The following is a 20,013-nucleotide window of genomic DNA, read 5'->3' as shown; positions in this document are numbered from 1 at the left end:
GCGGCGCCCACCCCGCGCACCCGCAGTACGCCCGCGGCCCCCCCCCCCCCCCCCCCCCCCCCCGGCGGGGGGGGGGGGGCCCCGCGGCCCCCCCGCCTCCCGTCCGTTCCGTGGTGCGGACTACTGACCGATCTTGTCGTCCGCGGCCTGCTCGGCCTTGTCGATCTGGTCGCCGTGGGCGCCGCCCGTGGCCTTGTCGGCCGCGTCCGCGCCGCATGCCTTCCCAGGCCGCGCCTTCCCGGGCCGGGCAGGCGCGTCAGGCGACGATCTGCACGACGGTGCCGAGCGGCAGGGCGTTCACCGCGTCGACCGCGTCGCCGTCGAGCCGGACGCACCCGTGCGACACCGCTCCTCGCGCGACCGACTGGTAGTGGACGCCGATCAGGCCGCCGTCCTTCCCGCCGTAGGGTTCGTCCGCGGCGGCCGAGTGCAGCGTCGTCAACTGGATCGGGTGCACCGTCTGGTCCTGCGCCGGGTCGAGGTAGCGGGCCTGGATGTAGCCGATCACGCCGGTCGGGGTCGGGGTGCCACCGGCGCCGACCCCCGCCTGGAACTCCTTGACCGTCTTGCCGTCCGAGCCGACGATCGAGACCGTCTGCTTGCCCACTGCGATCACGACGTGGTCCGACAGCGCGCCGCTCTTCCGCAGCAGGTCACGGCGGATCCACGCGGCGCTCTGTGCGGCGGCACCGCCCTTCGTGGCCGAGGGCAGCGCCTGTCGCGCGGGTGTCAGGACCATCGCCCAGTCGCCGGAGACCTGCACCGGGACCACGACGGTCGGCTGGTCGAGGAAGTTCTTCGCCGCGAGCCGTGCGACCGGCTTCGAGCGGTCATCGCCGTAGAGGGGGGCGTCGGCGCTGATCGTGTACGACTCGTCGGCCACCTTCGGGACGGTCGACCCGTAGTAGGGGAGCAGGCCGCCGATGACGGCGTCGTACCGGGCCTCGGGCAGGATCGCGACCTGGGCGGCGCTCGGAGCTGCGTACGGGTCGGCCGTGGCCGTGGCGGACGACGATGCCGAGGGCTTCGTGCTCGTCGTGGTGTCCTGTGCCGTGCAGGCGGTGAGCCCGAGCGTCAGGAGCAGCGCGGCCGCGAGCGTGGTGCTCGTCGCCCGGACGGTGCGGGTGCGGGTCATGCGGGGGTTCCTCCGGTGGAACAGGGACGGGGGCACGACCGATGGTCGTGCCCCCGTCTGCTGATCTGGTGTGACGACTAGCCGGCCACGACCGGGAGGCTACCGGTCGGACGGGCGCCCGTGCCGGTGGCCGCACCCGGGGTGGTGGTGCCCGTGCCCGCACCCGGGGTGGTGGTGCCGGTGCCGGTGCTCACGGCCGGGAGCGTGATCGTGAAGTCGATCGTGTCGACGACGTCGAGGTTGCTGTCCACCTCGCCCACGGTCAGGTCCTGCGTCCGCGCAGCCGAGTCGGAGAAGGTGCCCGTGGTGGTCCACGTGCCGTCCGCCTCGACGATGGTCGCCGGTGCGACGACGTCACCCTCGGCGTTCACCACGGCGATCGCATCACCTGGGGTGCCCTTGCCGGAGAAGGTCACGGTGCGGGAGTCGACCGTCGAGCCGTCCTTCGGGGTGATGAGCGTCAGCGGCGTCGCGGCCGGGGGCGTGGTGACTGCGGGCAGGTTGATGGTGAAGTTGACCTCACCCTGGCCCTGCGCGCCACCGATCTGGTTCACCGACAGGTTCTGCACGACGGCAGCCGAGTCGCTGAAGGTGCCCGTGGTCGTCCACGTGCCGTCGGCGGCGACGAGGACCTGCGGGGCGACCCGGTTGCCGTCGGCGTCCAGCGTGTTCACCAGGTCGCCGGGGGTGCCGGTACCGGTGAACGTGACCGTGCGCGAGTCGACGGTCGAGCCGCTCTTCGGGCTGGTCAGCGAGAACTGGTCTGCCGGGGCGACCGCCGGGAGCGTGATGTTCACCGTCGTGTCACCGGCACCGCTGGCGCCGCGGACGTCGGTGACGCGGACGGCCTGCGAGCGCGCCGCGGTGTTCGGGAACGTGATCGTGGCGGACCAGGTCTGGTCCGCGCCCACGACCACGGGGCCGGTCAGCCGGTTGTCCTGGGTGTCGAGGAGGTTGATCGTGTCGCCCTGACGGCCGGTGCCGGTGAAGGTGACGGTGCGCGACGAGACGTCGGAGTTGTTGGCCGGGCTCGTGACGGCGAAGTCGGCCTGCGGCGCCTGTGCAGCGGCGGTGAACTGCTTCGAGCCGTCCTGGGCGAAGCCGCCCGTGCGGAGCTGCTCGATCGTGTAGGTGTTCGACTCGTAGCCGGTACCGGGGATCGTGTAGGTGATGGTCCACTTGCCGCTGTCGGCGATGATCTGCCGGGTGCCGCGGAAGTCCTCGTCGAGCTGGATGTACTCGCCGGGCGTACCGGTGCCCGACACCGTCAGCACACGGCCGGAGACCGTCTGGCCGGTGATCGACAGGTCTGCCGGGTCGGCGTTGGCCGGGGCTGCGGTCAGGGTGATGCCCCCGACCAGGATGGCTGCGCACGCCGGCAGGGCGAGCGCCTTCTTGCTCCAGAGAGCCTTGTTCATCGTCGAACTCAATCTCGTGCTGCATGAGGGCACGTCTCGGATGCGGTCGACGTGCGCGCACGACGACGGACGCGGTCCGTGGATCTCACGGACGCAGGACCGGGCAGGGAACCCGGGTGTGCGGTCAGGGAACCGCACTGGTGCAGCGTACGTCTTCGTGAAGATCGTTCGACACCGGAACTGAGGAGTTGTCCCCCGGCACCGGCGATTCCACAGGAACGTCCCCCACGACCCCGTCCGGGTGGCCGTCCGATAGACTCGGGTGGACCATCGGCCCAGCCCGCCGGTGCGGTCCTCCGCCAACGTGAGGAGAACCTCCATGCCCGCAGCAGTCATCATCGGTGCCCAGTGGGGTGACGAGGGCAAGGGGAAGGCAACCGACCTCCTCGGCTCGCGCATCGACTACGTCGTGAAGTTCAACGGCGGCAACAACGCCGGTCACACCGTCGTCGTCGGCGGCGAGAAGTACGCGCTGCACCTGCTGCCGTCCGGCATCCTGACGCCCGGCGTGACCCCGATCATCGGCAACGGCGTCGTCGTCGACCTCGAGGTCCTGTTCCACGAGCTCGACGCCCTCCGCGCCCGCGGTGTCGACGTCTCGAAGCTGCTGGTGTCCGCGAACGCGCACGTCATCACGCACTACCACCGCACCATCGACAAGGTGACCGAGCGGTTCCTCGGCAAGCGCCAGATCGGCACCACCGGTCGCGGCATCGGACCGAGCTACGCCGACAAGATCAACCGCGTCGGCATCCGCATCCAGGACATCTTCGACGAGAACATCCTGCGGCAGAAGGTCGAGGCCGCGCTCGACCAGAAGAACCACCTGCTCGTGAAGGTCTTCAACCGGCGCGCGATCGACGTCGACGAGGTCGTCGAGTCGCTGCTGTCCTACGCCGACCGCCTGCGTCCGATGGTCGCCGACACGGCGCTCGAGATCCACCGGGCGCTCGAGCGGGGCGAGACCGTCCTGTTCGAGGCAGGGCAGGCCACGATGCTCGACGTCGACCACGGCACCTACCCGTTCGTGACGTCCTCGTCGGCCACGGCCGGCGGCGCGGCCACCGGCTCCGGCATCGGCCCGGGCAAGCTCGAGCGCATCATCGGCATCGTCAAGGCGTACACGACCCGCGTCGGTGCCGGTCCGTTCCCGACCGAGCTGTTCGACGAGTCGGGGGAGTTCCTCCGCGCCAACGGCTTCGAGTTCGGCACCACGACCGGTCGCCCGCGTCGCTGCGGCTGGTACGACGCCCCGATCGCCCGCTACACGGCACGCATCAACGGCGTGACCGACTTCGTGCTCACGAAGCTCGACGTCCTGACGGGCCTCGAGACCATCCCGGTCTGCGTCGCGTACGAGGTCGACGGCGTCCGCGTGGACGAGGTCCCGGTCAACCAGTCGGACTTCCACCACGCGAAGCCCATCTACGAGGAGTTCCCCGGCTGGACCGAGGACATCACCGGCGCCCGCTCGTTCGACGACCTGCCGAAGAACGCGCAGGACTACGTCCTGGCGATCGAGGCGATGTCCGGCGCCCGGATCTCGGCCATCGGCGTCGGCCCCGGCCGTGACGCGATCGTCGTCCGGCACGACCTGCTCGGCACCGGCGAGGCCGCTGCGTGAGCATGCGGATCCTCTTCGTCTGCAGCGGCAACATCTGCCGGTCACCGCTCGGCGCGCAGGTCCTGGAGGCCCGGCTCGGCTCCGACGCGTCGGCCTTCGTCGTCGAGTCGGCCGGCACCATCGCCGACGACGGAGCGGCGATGGACGACACCGCGGCCGCGCAGTCCTCGCGCCTCGGGGGCGACCCCGCGGCGCACCGGTCGCGGTACCTGACCGAGCAGACCGCCGCGTCTGCCGACCTCGTGCTGACGGCCGAGCGCTCGCACCGGGCGGCGGTCGTGTCGCTCGCGCCGCGGGCCGCCAAGCGGGCGTTCACGATCAAGCAGTTCGCGCGGGTGCTCGACGGGCTCGAGCCGGGCGACCTCGCCGGGATCGAGACGGCGCAGGACCTCGTGGAGCGGGTCGCCCGCCTGCGGGGGACGGTGCCGCCGCCCGCCGACCCGGCGGACGACGACGTGGACGACCCCTACCGTCGGTCGGAGTCCACGCACGTGCGGGTCGCCGACGAGATCGACGCGGCGCTCACACCGATCGCGGACGCGCTGCGCGCCCTGCGCTGAGCGCGCCCTGCCCTGAGCGCGCCCGAGCCGGTCAGGCCTCGGGCAGCCGGTACGTGCCGATCGTGATCGTGTGCGCGCCCTGGCCCGCCAGCTTCCGCACGACCGCGTCGGTGCGCGCCCGGTTCGGCACGGCGTGCTTCCGCGCCAGGTCCGTCACGAGGACGCGGAGCTCGTTCTCGTCCGTGACCACCGCGGTCGTGGCCGAGCGGCCGGTCGGGGTCGTGCTCGAGCTGCGGTCCTCGGGGTTCACGTACGCGGCGGCGTCGCCCGAGTAGAACACGCACGAGTCGATCCACTGCGGGCCGTTGCCGTCCGCGTCGGTCAGGAAGCGCTGCAGCCGGCGAGCCTGCTGCCGCACCTGACGGGTGGGGGCGGTGCCACCGGCCTGCACCCGCACCTGCCACCAGTGCTCGACCTCGTCCGCGGTGTCGAGCACGCGCCGGCTCCGGACCTGGATCGCGAAGGACCCGGTCAGCGACGACTCGTCGAGCAGGTTGCGGAAGGCGTGGTGCACCGAGCTCGGCTTCCGGCCGTCGAACACGATGCCGTTCCACCGCTTGTTCTCGATGACGAGCACGTGCCCGGACTCGAGCACGAGCACGTGGTCGACCTGTGCCGCGAAGCTGCGGTCGTGCGCCCGCTCGCCCTGGGCCACCGGGACGAAGACGACGTTGGTGCAGAGCGCACCGTTGACGTCGGCCGCCTTGCAGGCCGCCAGGATGGTGCGCTGCGAGGCCTCCTCCCAGCGCATGCCCGTCCGGGCGAGGTCGCGCGCGTGCTCGGCCTCGGTGCGGGCCTGCTGCTGTGCGGCGCCCGCGTCGGCGAGTCGACGTGCGTGCTCGGCCTCGGCGGCTGCGGCGCGCTCGCGCTGCTCCCGTTCGAGTGTGCCGATCCGGTGGTCCGACCGGGCCTCGGCGTCGGCGAGGGCGGTACGGCTCGAGGACTGGTTCCGCCGCAGGACGATCACCAGGACGACCACGACGACCGCGAGCCCCCCGGCGACCAACCACGGTACGAGATCGCTGGTCATGGCATCACCTCACCACAGGGACGGCGGAGTCGGCTGTGGGGCCGCGGCGCGTCCCGAGGACCGGACCGGGATGTGCCCTCCGGCACACGGAGCGCCGGTGAGCCGGGGCGGACGGGTCCCGCTCGGTACCGTGTCCGGATGCACGGGGGAGAGCGCAGCAGCGCGCAGCAGATCGTCATCGGGACCGGAGCGGGTGTCGGCTCCGCCGTCGTCGGCCTGCTGCCGTGGATCGTCACCGGCATGCGACTGCCGCTGCAGAACACCTGGGCGACGCCGACCACCGACCCGTCGGACATGCCGATCGCCCTGCTGCCCTTCAGCCAGTACGCGGTGACGACGATCGCCGCCGTGCTGCTCGTCGGCGGCGCCGTCACCGGCATCGTCGTCCGGGTGCTGCGCGGGCGCGGGGTCCTCGGCCGGAGCGGGTCGCTCGCCGCGCTCGGCGGGCTCGTCGGGCTGCAGGTCGTCGCCGTCGTCGAGACCGCGGTCGTCACGGGAGCCGGGATGCGCATGGACGGGACGCCCGGCACGGGTGGGGAGATCAGCGCGTCGCAGCTGTACGTCGTGGCGCTCACCGTCGGGTCGCTCGTCTGCGTCGCGGTCGCGGCGGTGACGGCCGCGCTGGTCGCCCGGGCCGCGCCGGCCGGCGCACTCGTCGCACTCGCGCTCGCCGCCGTCGCGCTCGGCGTCTGGGCCGATGCACTCGTGGTGCCGCCCGTCGAGGCCGTCGGTGCGGGCGCGGCCCCGGTGCTCGCGGTGCTGCGGTGGCTCCCTGCCGTGGCGGTCGGGGCGGCGATCGCGTGGACCGGGCTCCTGACGATCGGGCAGGGGATCGGCGCGGTGGTCGCACTCGGGATCCTGTGGACGGGGGCGGCCCTCGTCACCGCCGTGTCCTACGCATTCGGCTCTCGCGTCCTCCTTCCCTACCCGGTCGAGATGGTCTCGGCGGGCGCGACCGTCTTCGTCGTGGCGATGGGACCGGCCGGCGCGACCCTGCTTCCGGTGGTGGTCGCGGTCGTCATCGGCGTGGTCGGCGCGGTCGCCGTGCGCTGGTGGACGCAGCGCCACCGTCGACCGGCCGCCGTCTGACCGCCCCGCACGTCCGGCCCGTCGGACTCAGCGCGGCCAGGTCGCGACGACCGCCACCAGGTTGAACAGCACGTGCGCGACGATCGCCCCGCCGACCCGGTTCGTCATCGCGACCAGGGTGCCGGTCAGCACGCCGAGCACGAACGTCGTCAGGAACACCTGGAACCCGCCGAGCGTCGTCGTCGCCGACCCGAGGAACAGGTGCGCCAGTGCGAACAGGAACGCCGTCAGGAGCACCGCGAGCCACCGTGTGCGCGGCGTCAGCTCGGTGGCGAGCAGGCGCTGGAACAACCCGCGGAAGAACGTCTCCTCGAGCACGGGGCTGACCAGCACGATGCCGATCGCCGACACGAGCAGCAGGCCGACGTCCGGGGTGCCGAGTGACGGCGGGGGGACGAGCCCGGTCGTGCCGGTGAACGCCAGCGCGAGCACCGCGTCGAACACCCGGGTCAGGATGACGATCCCGAGCGCGAACACCAGGTCGCCGAGTTCGACGCCGAACCGGCCGAACAGGTCGCGCCCCGTCCGCCGGACGACCCACACGATGCCGAACACGAGCGGTACCCACACCGCGACGTCGCCCACGAGCACCTGCAGCACCGGGCCCGGGACCGCACCGCGGAGCGTCAGCGTGCTCACGATCCGGGCGAGCACGACCGCCAGCGCCAGGGCGGCGAGCAGGGCGACGAGGTCGCGTTGGCGAGCGGTGGACGGCTCGGCGGGGGCCGCTTCCGGCTGGGTCGTCATGGGGCGAGCGTAGAGGACGGCCGTCACGGATCGGGAACAACTCCCGAGCGTGACTCATCCGTGTGGCACTATTTGAATGCCGTCTGCTGGGACAACCTCCGCAGACCTGTGTCGGGACCACAGGAACGGCGAGGATCGGGGAAGGCGGGCCGCGTGGAACTGCGCGACTACATCACTGTGCTCCGGAAGGGGTGGGTGCTCATCGTGGTGCTCGCCCTGGTGGGCGTCGCGGCTGCCGCAGGGTTCTCCCTGCTGAAGAAGCCCGTGTACTCCGCCTCGGCACAGGTGTTCGTGTCCACCGAGACGTCCGGGAGCGCGAGCGACCTGGCGCAGGGCAACACGTTCACGCAGCAGCGGGTCCTGACGTACTCGAACCTCGTGCAGACGCCGATCGTGCTCCTGCCCGTGATCTCGTCGCTGAAGCTCGACATGAACGCCGACCAGCTCGCGACGATGGTGTCCGCGACCGCGCCGACGAGCACGACCCTCATCACGATCACCGTGAACGGCACGAACGCCGTGCAGGCCACCGAGATCGCGAACGCGACCTCGCAGAGCCTGACGAACGTCGTGCAGAACATCGAGGCGACGGACGCGAACGGCACGAGCACGGTCAAGCTCACCCGCGTCAAGCAGGCCGACGTGCCGCAGACGCCGGTCAGCCCGAACGTCCCCGTCAACATCGCCCTCGGGCTCCTGGTCGGCCTAGCGCTCGGCGTCGGCATCGCGGTCCTCCGCGAGACGCTCGACAACCGCGTGCGCACCGAGACGGACGTCGAGAAGATCAGCGACAAGCCCGTGGTCGGCGGCATCGCCTACGACAGCAAGGCGTCGGAGCGACCGCTCATCGTGCAGGTCGAACCGCGGAGCCCGCGTGCCGAGTCCTTCCGCACGCTCCGCACGAACCTGCAGTTCCTCGACATCGGCACCGGCTCCCGCACCTTCGTGATGACGTCGTCGATGCAGTCCGAGGGCAAGAGCACCACGGTCGCGAACCTCGCGATCGCGCTCGACAGCGCCGGCTTCAAGGTGATCCTCATCGACGCCGACCTCCGTCGCCCGCGCGTGAGCGAGTACATGGACGTCGACGGCTCCGCCGGTCTGACCGACGTGCTCATCGGCCGTGCCGGCCTGGAGGACGTGGCGCACCCGTGGGGCCGCGGCAACCTCGTGGTCCTGCCCGCCGGGCAGATCCCGCCGAACCCGTCCGAGCTCCTCGGCTCGAAGGCGATGCAGGACCTGATCGGCACGCTCGAGGAGCAGTTCGACTACGTGCTGTTCGACGCACCGCCCCTGCTGCCCGTCACCGACGCGGCGATCCTGTCGAAGAAGGCGTCCGGCGCCATCCTCGCGGTCGCTTCGGGCAAGACACACAAGGGCCAGCTCGCCGCCGCGGTCAGTTCGCTCGAGAACGTCGGTGCCCCCATCGCGGGCTTCGTCATCACGATGATGCCGCTCAAGGGCCCGGGCGCCTACGGCTACGGCCGCTACGGGTACGGCTACGGGTACGGCCTCGACGAGGAGCAGCCGACGCAGCGTCCGTCCCAGCCGTCGGGTAAGTCCCAGGGCAAGCTCGGCGTCCTGCGTCGCGCGAACCGGTGACGGCGGTCGGGGGATGAGTCAGCGCCGGGGGGCACGGGGTCTCGGCACCTCCTTGTCGCGGTCGACACTGGTCGGTCTCGCCGCGGTCGTCGTCGTGCTCGTCGTGATCGACGTCGTGCTGGTCGCGTTGGCGCTCGCGCACACGGCACCGCAGGCCGAGGGCGAGCCGCGTCCGGCGCCCACCTTCGGAACGACGCAGTCCGGCACGCCGACACCGCGCCCGTCCGCATCGGCGACCGCCGGTGCGGGCTCCGCCAGCCACCTGCTGTCCGCAGTCGACGGACGGGAGGCATGGCGCGCCTCCAGTACGTCGTGTGACGTCTCGCAGGTGGTGCTGGAGCGCACCACCGACGCTGGCGGGGACTGGCAGTCCGTCGACCTGGGTGGTGACGTCCGCACCATCGACGCGCTGCGCGCGACCTCCGACGGCGTGTCCGTGCTCGTCGGGGTCGGTGACGAGTGCGCGACCGAGGTCCGCACCAGCACCGACGACGGTGCCACGTGGACGCCGGGGGAGCCCGGCGCTGCCGGAGCCGGCATCACCGAGCAGGGCCTCGTGCTCGGCGACGCCCTCGTGCCGTCGCCGTGCGAGGACCCGTCGGACGCGTTCCGTGGCACCACCACGACGCTCGTGGCCTGCACGGACAAGGTGGACTGGCGTTCCGGCACGGGCGCGTGGGTGGACGTGCCCGTCGACGAGGTCCGTGCGATCGCGGTGGACGGCGGCGAGTACACGCTCGCCCGCATCGGCACGGCGACGTGCGACGGCGTGCAGATCGAGACCATGCCGGCGTCCGGCGTGACGGCCTCGACGGAGACGACCCCGATCGGCTGCAACGACGTGCCGACGGACGTGCCGATCGCGCTCGACCGCTCGGGTCAGGACGTGTGGATGTGGGCCGGGGACCGGGTCGACGTGTCGTCGGACGGCGGGGCGACGTGGAGCGGGTCCCGGTCGTGACGGCCGAGGCGGTCCGCAAGCCGGTGGCGACCAGCAGCACACAGGAGTGGAGCCGCACGTACTCACGGCGCGTCCTCGTCACCGATCTGCTCGTCTTGGTCTGGGTCGTCTTCGGAGTGCAGATCGCGTGGCTCGGGCTGAGCTCGAAGCTGCAGACGAACACCGCGGACCTCCGGCTCAGCTACTTCGCGATCTCGGTCGTCGTCATCGCCGTCTGGATGATCGGCCTGGCTGTGTACGACACCCGTGGTTCGCGCGTCATCGGCGTCGGCAGCACCGAGTACCGCCTGGTTGCCGACTCGAGCGTCCGCGTCTTCGGTTTGATCGCCATCGCCGCATACCTGCTCCGCGTCGACCTTGCCCGCGGCTACGTCCTCATTGCGTTCCCCCTGGGCATCCTCGTGCTGCTGCTCTCGCGCTGGATCTGGCGGCAGTGGCTCGTCGCCGAGCGGAAGCACGGCGGCTACTCCGCCAAGGTGCTCCTGGTCGGCTCGACCCCGAGCGTGCTGCACATCGCGCGCGAGCTCGCCCGGTCGCCCGAGGCCGGCTACCGCGTGGTCGGCGCCGCCGTGGCGGACGGCAGTCGCGGACTCCTGCCGGGGTCGACCGTCGAGAGCCACGGCGGTCTCGACGACGTCGCCGCAGCGCTCGTCGCCACCGGTGCGGACACCGTCGTGATCACCAGTTCCGACGACCTGCCCCCGGAGCGCGTCCGTCAGCTCAGCTGGTCGCTCGAGCCCGGACGGCAGCACCTGGTCGTCGCGCCGAGCTTGACCGACATCGGTGGCCCGCGCATCCACACCCGACCGGTGCAGGGCCTGCCGCTCATCCACGTGGAGACGCCGACGTACTCGGGGCGGAAGCTCTACACGAAGCGGGCGTTCGACCTGGTCGGCTCAGCGGCGCTCATCATCGTCCTGTCCCCGGTCCTGCTCGTGCTCGCCCTGCTGGTCAAGCTGACGTCGGCCGGGCCGGTGTTCTTCATGCAGGAGCGCGTAGGGCTGAACGGGTCGACGTTCCACATGATCAAGTTCCGCTCGATGGTCGTCGATGCCGAGCAGCGGCTCCAGGAGCTCAGCATCCTCGATCGTGCTGAGGGTAACGCGGTGCTCTTCAAGATGAAGAACGATCCACGGATCACTCGGATCGGGGCGTTCATGCGGCGGTACAGCCTGGACGAGGTGCCGCAATTGTTCAACGTCTTGCACGGGAAGATGTCGCTCGTCGGACCCCGCCCACCCCTCGCCCGCGAAGTCGAGCGTTACGACGCGCATGTGCACCGGCGATTCCTGGTGAAGCCGGGGATGACGGGATTGTGGCAGGTCAGCGGCAGATCGGACCTTTCGTGGGAGGACTCGGTGCGCCTGGACCTTTACTACGTGGAGAACTGGTCGACAGTCGGCGATCTCCTAATCATGTGGAAAACCTGCCGTGCGGTCGTCAACCCAGAAGGGGCCTACTGATGCAAGCTAGCGCACGCAAGCAAGCGCACTCTGTCGCAATAATCGGAACACGCGGTTACCCTAATTACTACGGCGGTTTCGAAACAGCGGTGCGGTTTCTGGCGCCTGCTTTGGCTGAAGACGGGTGGACCGTCACGGTGTACGGCCGCAGAGGCGGGTCGGACCTCACCCGCGGAGTCGGAGACCCACGGATACGAGTCGTGGAGACCTGGGGGATTGACAGTAAAGCGCTCAGCACGCTCACCTACGGTCTGAGTGCAGCGGTTCATGCATTCTTTGCCAAGCCTGATGTCGCGATTGTGATGAATGTTGCGAACGGGTTTTGGTTGCCGCTTCTTCGGTTCCGTGGGATACCAACACTGCTAAACGTAGATGGTCTCGAGTGGACGCGTGACAAATGGGGGCGAAGTGCGAAAGCTGTGTTTAGAGCGGGCGCTAGGATGTCCGCTAAGTGGGCAACGCGACTGATTGCCGATTCGAAGCACATTGCGTCGTTCTGGAAGACAAACTTCGCCAGGGACTCGATGTTCATTCCGTACGGCGCAATGGAGCGCCCCGCGTTGCCCTTGCCGGACGGCCTCGAGCATCGACGGTACATCCTGCTCGTCGCGCGGTTTGTCGAAGAGAATACGATCTCGCCGTTCTTAGAAGCAGCTGAATCCCTCGCTGCTGACCACGACGTTGTTGTCGTGGGATCGTCGGGGTACGGATCCGAGCTGGACAGTAAAGTGGCAGCTCTGGCGGCGAGGTCGCCCCGAGTGACCTGGCTCGGTCACGTGGCAGATGATGACCGTCTCCACGCACTCTGGCAGCATTGCGGAGCATACTTCCACGGGCACAGCGTCGGCGGTACTAACCCCGCGCTAGTGCAGGCAATGCTTCTAGGCGCCCCGACCGTTGCTCGCGACACCGTTTACAACCGCGAAGTACTTGGTGAGACACTATTTGGATTCGTTAAGCCCGAAGCGGCGTCCATCCGAGTGGGAATAGCGGAGATCCTTCGGGATAGGGAGAAGCAAGAGGCCGAAGCAGTTCGAGCGCAAGCCCGAGCGCGGGTCGACTACTCATGGGCAGGCGTCGCCGCGTCCTATTCAAGGGCCGCCCTCGATTTGCTGGAAAGCAGTAGGCAAAGGTGAAGGCCCTGAGCGGAACGATCGAGGATGACGCCGCCCCCCGGGTCCTGATGAGCCCCGGCCCCGGGGACGCGATGCCGAATCCATACAACCGCCTGCTTGTCGAGAGCATCTCCTCTGGCGCAAGTGTCAGACCGTTCACCTGGCGAAGCGCATTGTTCGCTCGCTACGACGTGCTTCACCTACACTGGCCCGAGGCGCTCATCTTCTCGACGAGCAGGCTTCGCGCCAATCTGAAAATCTCCCTACTACGTCTTCTCATGATAAGACTGAGATTGAGCAGCTCAGTTGTGGTGTGGACGGTGCACAACGAATTGCCACACGAAGAGGTGCCCCACCGAGCGGCGCGAGCGCTTGATGCCATGACTTCGGCGACTAGCGCGCGCATCCATCTCAATCGAACCAGTGCGGTGTCGGACGCGTTCATCTCGCGGAAGGGCCGAGACGTTGTGATCCCACACGGAACCTACCCGGGTGGTGATCCGGGGATGGTGGCACCGCAGGAGGGTGCCCTTCTCTTCTTTGGGTCAATCCGGCCGTATAAGGGCATCGATCGGCTCTTAGCCGCGTTCCGAGATGTTCATGCTGTGGCCCGGCTGCGGGTGATCGGCCAAGCCTCGGACCGCGTCTTGGCGGACCGACTCAAAAATCTGGCTTCAGCAGATGAACGGGTGTCACTCTCCTTCCGTTACTTCGACGACTGCGACCTAGACGAGGAGATCGCCCATGCAGCGGGAGTGGTTCTCCCTTACTCAGCCATGACGAATTCTGGCGTCGCGCTGCTCGCACTTTCCCGGGACAGACCGATCCTCGCACCGGCGGTCCCAGCCATCCTTGAACTTCAGGAGGAGGTCGGCGCGGACTGGGTAAGCACGTTCGAGGGTGCGGTGAGCGGTAACGATCTAGAGGAGTTTCTCGTAACCTTGCGAAGTCCCCGCGCCGCCTCGCCCGATCTTCAGGGGCGAGACTGGGAAGCGATCGCTGCTCTGCACCTGAGGCTTTACCACGAGCTCATCCGTGATGCTGCATGAACGCGTCAACTCGCTTGCTACTGGTTTCATCAGCCGCGTGTGTGGCGATACTCGCGTTGCTGCTTCTGGCCCTCCCCGTAGGCACCGCCACGATTGTGTTTTTCGTTTGTGTGTTTTTAGTCTTTTGTGTCCGCTTTGCGGTCGTTGCCTGGCTTGGCTATGTCGCGAGCTTCTGTATGAGCGGCCTTGGGTTACAGATCGGTGGAGTCTACTTCCAGCCAGAGATGATTTGTCTGCCCCTACTCCTTCTCGCGGTGCGTGGAACGGTGCGGGATGACTATGCGCGCAGTGACAAGAGACATTACCTTCTCCTCTGGACCGGGGTTGTCCTCTGGCTTGGCGCGAATCTCGCTGCTTCCCTACTCACTGCTCCGCAGCCCGTCAAGAGCCTACGGATCATTGCGCTCGTATCCTGCAGCGTCCTGGCCTTCGCGCTCCTGCAGCGCCTGAAGCCCGGTATTGCTGTCCGGTACCTCGTTGGTGCAGCAACTTTGATCACGGTGTACGGCGTCGTGATCTTGTCCGCGTGGGCCGTCGCACAGGCTTCAGGACGAACGAATGTCCTCGTTGTGCTCAACTACGGAGAAACGGTCTATCGGACGAAAGGACTGATGATCGAGCCCAATCTCCTCGGCAGCCTGCTCGCGTTGACTATGTGCGCCTTGTTCTTCCTGCGAGAACACGTCCATCGGTTCGTACTCGCGAGTTCGATGGCCGTCATGGGTGCTACGGCTTTCTTGTCATTCACCCGAGCGGCGTGGGTTGGCATGGTGGTGCTCCTGGCCGTCTGGGCGTTCACCGGGCACCGGGCGGTCTTGAAAACCGCTGGGATAGTGATCGCGAGTGTGTTTTCGCTCGGGATTATAGGCACCGTGTTTACGAAGGCCGGGCAAATTCTCGGAGCAACGTTCTCCGATCGGGTGGGCGGTCTCCTCGACTTCGATTCAGGCACAGGAGCCTATCGCGCGCGGATCTGGGAGGTTGCTTTATCTGACTATGTCCATTCGCCGCACTTCTTGCTAGGTTTAGGGACAAATTCGTTCTCGCAGCGGCATGCCGCTCAAGACAGCTCCTCGGGGGAAGCTTACCTAGGCAATTTCTGGATTGCACTGCTGCACGATTCTGGCCTAATTGGGGCTGTCGGGTTCCTGCTCATCGCACTCGCTATTGTGCTGCGGTCCCGTTCGGTGAAGGCAGTGCCTCTTTACTTCACGCTGGTGGTGACGGCGTTCGCAACTAACCCGATGTGGTTCGCGTTCCCCTGGGTCTGCCTAGCTCTCATGTTGTCCGTCGGCAGGTTGCCGATTGAAAGGTCCGACGACGGCGAGAGGAGACACGGCATTGCGGTTGCTGTTTGATGGATTCTGGCTCCCTTCTGGCCCGCCCTCGGGCAAAGCGGTGATATCCGGCCTCCTCGAGGCGTGGTCCGAGTATTTCCCGAACGATGAGTTGCATGTAGTGGTCAAAGACCGTTCGGCTATAGATCTGCCGAAGGTGACGGTTCACGAGGCGCGCTGGCCTCTGCATCCGCTCAACAACTTGTTCGGGCTCAAAGAACTTGCTCGCAACGTCGGAGCAGAGGTGGTCTTCTCGCAAAACTTCTGGGCTCGCGCGAAGGTCCCCTCCTTCACCTTCGTACATGATGTGCTGTTTCTGTCCAACCCGGAATGGTTCTCCTGGAAGGAGCGCTTGTACTTCTCCCTAATACCATTCGGTATGCAGCGTGCGGCAGGGGTCTTCACCTCTTCGGCGACGGAGAAACGACGCATGCTGGATCGAGTACGAGGAGTGCGATTCGTAGAATCCGTGGGACTCGCATCCGCGCCGGCCCTGTCGAAGGCCGAAGCGGTAGCGCCTCGGGGGATAACGCCAGGGAACTTCCTAATCTGTGTAGGCAGGCTCAACGAGAGGAAGAACTTGCGAAGAGTGATTGCGGGTTTCCTGCGGATGCGGAATGAGCATACGGCGGCGCCGTCTCTGTTCGTGGTTGGGCCAGCGGATGGACTCAAAGCCAACGATTTCATGGCCGATAGCGACGCCGTGCGGTTCCTCGGCCCGGTGTCAGACGGTGAACTCCGCTGGTTGTATGAGAATGCCAGGGGGCTTATCTTCGGCTCTCTCGACGAGGGGTTCGGCTTACCCCCGGTCGAAGCGTTGTCTTTCGGTTGTCCCGTTGCTGTAAGTGACATTCCGGTGATGCACGAGGTAGTTGGCTCTGCGGCAACGTACTTCGATCCCCGGGACATTGGCAGCATCGCAGCGTCCATCTCTGTGTTGGCCGATTCATCCCGGGAGGTGCCAGGACGCGCCCTCGGATGGGATTCAGTGGTCAAGCGCGTGCGGGGAGTAATTTGTGAGAAAATTTGAAAGTATTCTTCGGGCTCAGTACAACGCTCGCCGCGGACATTCGCTGCCAGAGGAGGTAAACCTTTCGTATCTCAGCCGGCTCGCTGGAGCGAAAGCGGTCGATGCGGTACGCGGCTTGCTTACTCGACGAGTGAAGCGGTCGCGAGGACCGCTCTTCCGAGGTGCTGGAGTACGTGTGTTCGCCCCTGACCAATTAGTCGTCGGGACGGACGTGGTTCTAAATCGTGGCGTCATGATCGACGCCTCTGGCGTACAAGGTGTTCGATTCGGAGATCGGGTGACGATAGGCGAGAATGCTCGCGTTCTGTCGACGGGAGTGATTCGAGAACCGGGTGTGGGCATTCGCATCGGGGATGACACCGCTATTGGGATGGACAATATCCTCTGGGGCCAGGGCGGGATCGTGATAGGTCCGTCCTGCCTTTTGGGTCCGAGGGTCATGATCTTTAGCGAGAACCACTCGACCGACCGGACTGACAGACTGATACGAGATCAGGGGACTGTCCGTGCACCGGTTCATGTTGGAAGGGACACTTGGATCGGTGCAGGCGCCGTTGTCCTTGCTGGAGTCACCATTGGCGAGGGGTCCGTCGTTGCGGCAGGAGCTGTCGTCACCCGGGACGTGCCACCCCTGTCGGTAGTGGCAGGAGTGCCTGCACGCGTCATCGCCGAACGGGGTTCCCGATGAGGATCCTCGTCGTCACAGATTCTCCAGAAGTCTGGGGCGCGGAACGCAGTCTTGCGGATCTCGCAGAAGCAGGACCGGATGAGGGAATCCACTACACCGTGCTTGCTCCAGGGAAGTCCCCCGTGCACGCTTTCCTCGCAGAACGTGGGATCGCGACGTTGCCGATCAATTTGCCCATTCATCCCGCACTCCGGCGCGGGGGGCTTCAGCACGCTGGCTTTTTAGACCTCGTTGCTGAGGGCTTCGCGACGGTGAGGTCTGCGGTGGCGTTGGCGCGCGTTGCGCGACGCTTCGATGGAGTCCTGTCGTTCTCTTTATGGCGAAATGCCGATGTGCTCATTGGTGCTCGGTTGAGCCGCGTCCAGGCCTGGGTTGATCTTCACGAGACCTTCACGGGACGATTGGGTAAGTTGGTGAACGGCGCACTGTTGTCCAAATTCGACGCGGTGGTGGCACCGTCACGGTGGATGCTCAAGCAAACGGGCGTGGATTTGGAGAAAGGCTATGTCGTGCCGCGGATGATAGACGTTGCGGCAGAGGGGGCCTGTGCAGGGTCGGCCGATCGAACTAAGCGTTCCTTCACCGCGGGAGTGTTCGGGCAGCTGCAGCCCCATAAGGGGCATTCTTTGGTCATCGAAGCGGCTTTAAGGGCCGCAAAGAAGCAGCCCGTCACGGTGTTGTTCGTGGGATCTGGAGGGGATCCGTCAACACGAAGCGCAGTCGAGCGCGCCGTCGCGGAGCATCCCGAGATATTTCATCTCCGCGGTGCGCAGGGGACTGAAGTCCTCGGCCTCATGGAAGGTTGTCGGGCCGTTATCAACGCTTCGGAGCATGAGGCCTTCGGGCGTACAATGATTGAAGCGGCTTTGAGCGGTGCTGACCCTATTGCTGTTGGGGAAGGCGGGCCAGCCGAAATTGTCTCTTCATTAGGATTCGGCTCGGCGATCGATCGGAGTGTCGAAGCCCTCGAGGCGCTGCTGGTCGAGATTGCGCGGTGCGGGGAGCCGCTGGCGTCCGTTGCAGACCGCCAAAACATATTACAGGAAACGTTTGGGCGGCGCACGGTCGGGAAAGCCTATAGCGAGGTCTTCAAGAGCGGTAGGATCAAATGACCCTCGCGACTTCCGCGGTCAGGGGTGCGGCGGCGACATACGGCGCTCAGGCTGTCAAGGCGATCACTCAAGTCGCATCAGTGATTGTTCTGGCTCGATTGCTCAGTCCTTCAGAATACGGCGTAGTCACGATGGTTCTTGCGATCGTCGGCGTAGCGACGGTGTTTGGGGACATGGGCCTGTCGATGGCCGCGATGCAGTCCCAGAACCTATCTCAGCAACAGCGAAGCAATCTTCTGTGGATCAACGCCGCGCTCGGGTGTGTTCTGGGGGCCATCATCGCGGTTTCGGCTCCGCTCGTTGCAGCGTTCTACGGGAAGCCAGAGCTCCGCCAGGTCGCTGAAAGTCTAGCTGTCGTGTTCGTCCTGTACGCACTGATCCCTCAGTTCCGCGCGGAGATGGCGTCCCGCTTCTCGTTCAAATGGCTTGCGGTGTCGGATGCATCTGCCCAGGCAGTCGCCTTCCTCGTAGCGGTTGTGCTCGCTGCAAACGGTCTTGGCTACTGGGCCCTGGTCTGGAACCAAATTGTCGCGGCCGTAGTCACTCTCGCCCTGATTGTCATCGGCGCGAGATGGAAGCCGAACCTGCCGCGCAGTGCGCCTGGCATGAAGCCTTTGCTGAGGTACGGCGTTGACACGTTGGGAGTTCAGCTGTTGACCTACGTCAGCAGCAACCTAGATAATATCTTGATCGGGAAGGTGTTTGGCAGCGGAACCCTCGGGCTATATTCCCGTGCCAGTCAACTTTTCCGACTTCCCCTGCAGCAAATTGCTACACCGCTGACCCCTGTGGCGATACCAGTAATGTCTCGCCTGCAATCGGAACCAGCTCGTTTCGAGGAGTACTCGCGGAGAGCTCAACTCGTGTTGGCTTACGGATTGGGGGCCGTTCTGTTTATGCTGATTGCGGCGGCTGAGCCCTTCGTGAGCGTTGCGCTTGGAAAGCAGTGGGCCGGCGCGGCGCAGATCCTGCAGATTCTTGCGCTCGGCGGAGTCTTTCAAGTGTTCGGATACGTCTACTACTGGGTGTTCCTCGCGCTCGGTCAGACGCGCCTGCAACTGAAGTGGAGTCTGATTGGGCGGATCGCGATGATGCTGATGATGCTAGCCAGTTTGCCGTTGGGCGTCGTCGGCATCGCAACAGCGGTCGCCGCGGGACAGGTACTTCTGTGGGTGTTGAACACGTTCTGCGCGCTTCCACGTACCGCTGTGCGGCCGTTCCCTCTAGTCGTCGCAGCTCTCCGGCCGGGTCTGATATTCGGAACGTTCGCGGCTTGTTCGCTCGTGCTGCAGGCGATGTTCCCGCCGACAGGACCGGTGGTGGCCCTTTGGCTCAACGTGATGGGCGCTGCCTTCGCGCTCTTGTTGGCGTGGCTCTGCTCACGACACGTGCGTGATGACCTCCGTGCAATCGCGCAGACGGTTGCTCGGCTCCGAAAGTGATGGCAGGTGCCAGTGAAATGTGGTCGGGGCAGCGTGACCTTGGCGGGCGTGCCGCATCAATTTGAAATTGATCGGGAAGCTGGCGAGGGGCACAAATATCATGGGTGCCGGCGAAACGCTGTCTCGACCGTGACTTCGGCGGGCTATCAATTCCGAAACGCCCTTCAAGCCGTCTTGGCTCAGGTCGACCTCACGGACCTCGGGATCGGTAGGGCTCCGAAGGCGTTCGGCCTCAAGGTTGACCGTCCGTACTCGGGATGGGTGAGCGAGGTGGACCCGCATGTCGAGCGACTCGAGTACCAGCGCGGCCCTGGGTCGAGTCCGTCAAGCTGCGCGAGCAGGGAGTCGACTGCGCCGCTGGGTAGTGACGAAGGGGGCATCACCTGCGGGCACCGAGGCCTGGTCGGCTCGGCCGTACAGCGGAAGTTCGAAGTCAAGGGCTTCTCCGATCTTATTGGGCGGACCTCCTCGGAACTGGACCTAAAATCGCAGTCCGCGCCGCGCTCTACCCGTACCAACATCCCTGTGGCCGGGCCATCAGGGTCCTTGATGAGGTGGAAGACCGCCTCCGCCATGTCGTCCACGTGCAGGAACTCGCGTCGCGGTGACTC

At 66.5% G+C, this 20,013-nt stretch carries 17 protein-coding genes and 1 pseudogene; 13 read left to right on the top strand and 5 right to left on the bottom strand.

Annotated features, from left to right (window positions below):
- Window positions 1–120: 120 nt before the first annotated feature.
- The 3 genes and pseudogenes from QUG92_RS17135 to QUG92_RS13805 all read right to left on the bottom strand — a co-directional run.
- A pseudogene (locus QUG92_RS17135) lies at window positions 121–201 on the bottom strand (antitoxin); the annotation flags it as partial.
- 55 nt (window positions 202–256) lie between these two features.
- Window positions 257–1,135, bottom strand: coding sequence for a L,D-transpeptidase (locus tag QUG92_RS13810; protein WP_289459459.1), 879 nt, complete (start codon window positions 1,133–1,135; stop codon window positions 257–259).
- A 77-nt stretch (window positions 1,136–1,212) separates the two neighbouring features.
- Window positions 1,213–2,553, bottom strand: coding sequence for a hypothetical protein (locus QUG92_RS13805; protein WP_182046069.1), 1,341 nt, complete (start codon window positions 2,551–2,553; stop codon window positions 1,213–1,215).
- Between the two features lie 319 nt (window positions 2,554–2,872).
- Between QUG92_RS13805 and QUG92_RS13800 the strand changes: the two genes are divergently transcribed.
- Both QUG92_RS13800 and QUG92_RS13795 read left to right on the top strand, forming a co-directional pair.
- On the top strand, window positions 2,873–4,177 hold the full coding sequence (locus tag QUG92_RS13800; protein ID WP_069712391.1) for an adenylosuccinate synthase: 1,305 nt from the start codon (window positions 2,873–2,875) through the stop codon (window positions 4,175–4,177).
- Window positions 4,178–4,179: 2 nt separating this feature from the next.
- Window positions 4,180–4,737: an arsenate reductase/protein-tyrosine-phosphatase family protein gene (locus QUG92_RS13795; RefSeq protein WP_289459466.1), complete on the top strand. Its 558-nt coding sequence runs from the start codon at window positions 4,180–4,182 to the stop codon at window positions 4,735–4,737.
- A 31-nt stretch (window positions 4,738–4,768) separates the two neighbouring features.
- On the opposite strand, the gene QUG92_RS13790 is transcribed toward QUG92_RS13795, so the two are convergent.
- Window positions 4,769–5,767, bottom strand: a complete 999-nt coding sequence (locus QUG92_RS13790; RefSeq protein ID WP_289459457.1) for a nuclease-related domain-containing protein — start codon at window positions 5,765–5,767, stop codon at window positions 4,769–4,771.
- Window positions 5,768–5,905: 138 nt separating this feature from the next.
- On the opposite strand from QUG92_RS13790, the gene QUG92_RS13785 reads away from it, so the two are divergent.
- Complete coding sequence (locus tag QUG92_RS13785; protein WP_289459456.1) at window positions 5,906–6,856, top strand: hypothetical protein; 951 nt, start codon at window positions 5,906–5,908, stop codon at window positions 6,854–6,856.
- A 27-nt stretch (window positions 6,857–6,883) separates the two neighbouring features.
- Here the strand turns inward: QUG92_RS13785 and QUG92_RS13780 are convergent, their stop codons facing one another.
- The gene (locus tag QUG92_RS13780; RefSeq protein ID WP_289459454.1) at window positions 6,884–7,603 is read right to left on the bottom strand and encodes a CPBP family intramembrane glutamic endopeptidase; all 720 of its coding nucleotides are present in this window, start codon (window positions 7,601–7,603) and stop codon (window positions 6,884–6,886) included.
- A gap of 153 nt (window positions 7,604–7,756) precedes the next feature.
- Here QUG92_RS13780 and QUG92_RS13775 point away from each other — a divergent pair, with 153 nt between their 5' ends.
- The 10 genes from QUG92_RS13775 to QUG92_RS13730 all read left to right on the top strand — a co-directional run bounded on the left by QUG92_RS13775 (window position 7,757) and on the right by QUG92_RS13730 (window position 19,402).
- A complete protein-coding gene (locus tag QUG92_RS13775; protein ID WP_289459453.1) occupies window positions 7,757–9,205 on the top strand; it encodes a tyrosine-protein kinase domain-containing protein in 1,449 nt (482 codons plus the stop codon).
- A gap of 13 nt (window positions 9,206–9,218) precedes the next feature.
- Window positions 9,219–10,166 carry a beta propeller repeat protein gene (locus QUG92_RS13770; protein WP_289459452.1) on the top strand — a complete coding sequence of 316 codons (948 nt, stop codon included), beginning with the start codon at window positions 9,219–9,221 and terminating at the stop codon, window positions 10,164–10,166.
- Window positions 10,163–11,629 carry a sugar transferase gene (locus QUG92_RS13765; RefSeq protein ID WP_289459451.1) on the top strand — a complete coding sequence of 489 codons (1,467 nt, stop codon included), beginning with the start codon at window positions 10,163–10,165 and terminating at the stop codon, window positions 11,627–11,629. Before QUG92_RS13770 ends, QUG92_RS13765 begins: the two co-directional genes overlap by 4 nt.
- The gene (locus tag QUG92_RS13760; protein WP_289459450.1) at window positions 11,629–12,765 is read left to right on the top strand and encodes a DUF1972 domain-containing protein; all 1,137 of its coding nucleotides are present in this window, start codon (window positions 11,629–11,631) and stop codon (window positions 12,763–12,765) included. The genes QUG92_RS13765 and QUG92_RS13760 overlap by 1 nt, the downstream gene beginning before the upstream one ends.
- Complete coding sequence (locus tag QUG92_RS13755; RefSeq protein WP_289459449.1) at window positions 12,762–13,793, top strand: glycosyltransferase; 1,032 nt, start codon at window positions 12,762–12,764, stop codon at window positions 13,791–13,793. The genes QUG92_RS13760 and QUG92_RS13755 overlap by 4 nt, the downstream gene beginning before the upstream one ends.
- Window positions 13,794–13,834: 41 nt before the next feature.
- Window positions 13,835–15,151 (top strand): O-antigen ligase family protein, encoded by a 1,317-nt coding sequence (locus QUG92_RS13750; protein ID WP_289459447.1) that lies wholly within the window; start codon window positions 13,835–13,837, stop codon window positions 15,149–15,151.
- A gap of 40 nt (window positions 15,152–15,191) precedes the next feature.
- Entirely contained in the window at window positions 15,192–16,160 is a 969-nt protein-coding gene (locus QUG92_RS13745; protein WP_289459446.1) for a glycosyltransferase family 4 protein, read from the top strand.
- A gap of 232 nt (window positions 16,161–16,392) precedes the next feature.
- Complete coding sequence (locus QUG92_RS17130) at window positions 16,393–16,848, top strand: acyltransferase (RefSeq protein ID WP_353063192.1); 456 nt, start codon at window positions 16,393–16,395, stop codon at window positions 16,846–16,848.
- Window positions 16,845–17,960, top strand: coding sequence for a glycosyltransferase family 4 protein (locus tag QUG92_RS13735; RefSeq protein WP_289459443.1), 1,116 nt, complete (start codon window positions 16,845–16,847; stop codon window positions 17,958–17,960). The genes QUG92_RS17130 and QUG92_RS13735 overlap by 4 nt, the downstream gene beginning before the upstream one ends.
- Window positions 17,957–19,402: a lipopolysaccharide biosynthesis protein gene (locus QUG92_RS13730; RefSeq protein WP_289459442.1), complete on the top strand. Its 1,446-nt coding sequence runs from the start codon at window positions 17,957–17,959 to the stop codon at window positions 19,400–19,402. Before QUG92_RS13735 ends, QUG92_RS13730 begins: the two co-directional genes overlap by 4 nt.
- The last annotated feature ends 611 nt before the right edge of the window (window positions 19,403–20,013 follow it).

Origin of the sequence: Curtobacterium citri (genome assembly GCF_030362955.1) — a bacterium.
GTDB lineage: Bacteria > Actinomycetota > Actinomycetes > Actinomycetales > Microbacteriaceae > Curtobacterium > Curtobacterium citri.
The sequence above is the reverse complement of the archived record's forward strand: the minus strand, read 5'-3'. Positions and strand labels throughout refer to the sequence as shown.

Excerpts from the sequence above, each read along its gene's own strand:
- QUG92_RS13810 (WP_289459459.1), bottom strand. The coding sequence starts at position 1,135 with ATGACCCGCACCCGCACCGTCCGGGCGACGAGCACCACGCTCGCGGCC.
- QUG92_RS13805 (WP_182046069.1), bottom strand. The coding sequence starts at position 2,553 with ATGAACAAGGCTCTCTGGAGCAAGAAGGCGCTCGCCCTGCCGGCGTGC.
- QUG92_RS13800 (WP_069712391.1), top strand. The coding sequence starts at position 2,873 with ATGCCCGCAGCAGTCATCATCGGTGCCCAGTGGGGTGACGAGGGCAAG.
- QUG92_RS13795 (WP_289459466.1), top strand. The coding sequence starts at position 4,180 with ATGCGGATCCTCTTCGTCTGCAGCGGCAACATCTGCCGGTCACCGCTC.
- QUG92_RS13790 (WP_289459457.1), bottom strand. The coding sequence starts at position 5,767 with ATGACCAGCGATCTCGTACCGTGGTTGGTCGCCGGGGGGCTCGCGGTC.
- QUG92_RS13785 (WP_289459456.1), top strand. The coding sequence starts at position 5,906 with ATGCACGGGGGAGAGCGCAGCAGCGCGCAGCAGATCGTCATCGGGACC.
- QUG92_RS13780 (WP_289459454.1), bottom strand. The coding sequence starts at position 7,603 with ATGACGACCCAGCCGGAAGCGGCCCCCGCCGAGCCGTCCACCGCTCGC.
- QUG92_RS13770 (WP_289459452.1), top strand. The coding sequence starts at position 9,219 with ATGAGTCAGCGCCGGGGGGCACGGGGTCTCGGCACCTCCTTGTCGCGG.
- QUG92_RS13760 (WP_289459450.1), top strand. The coding sequence starts at position 11,629 with ATGCAAGCTAGCGCACGCAAGCAAGCGCACTCTGTCGCAATAATCGGA.
- QUG92_RS17130 (WP_353063192.1), top strand. The coding sequence starts at position 16,393 with ATGATCGACGCCTCTGGCGTACAAGGTGTTCGATTCGGAGATCGGGTG.
- QUG92_RS13735 (WP_289459443.1), top strand. The coding sequence starts at position 16,845 with ATGAGGATCCTCGTCGTCACAGATTCTCCAGAAGTCTGGGGCGCGGAA.
- QUG92_RS13730 (WP_289459442.1), top strand. The coding sequence starts at position 17,957 with ATGACCCTCGCGACTTCCGCGGTCAGGGGTGCGGCGGCGACATACGGC.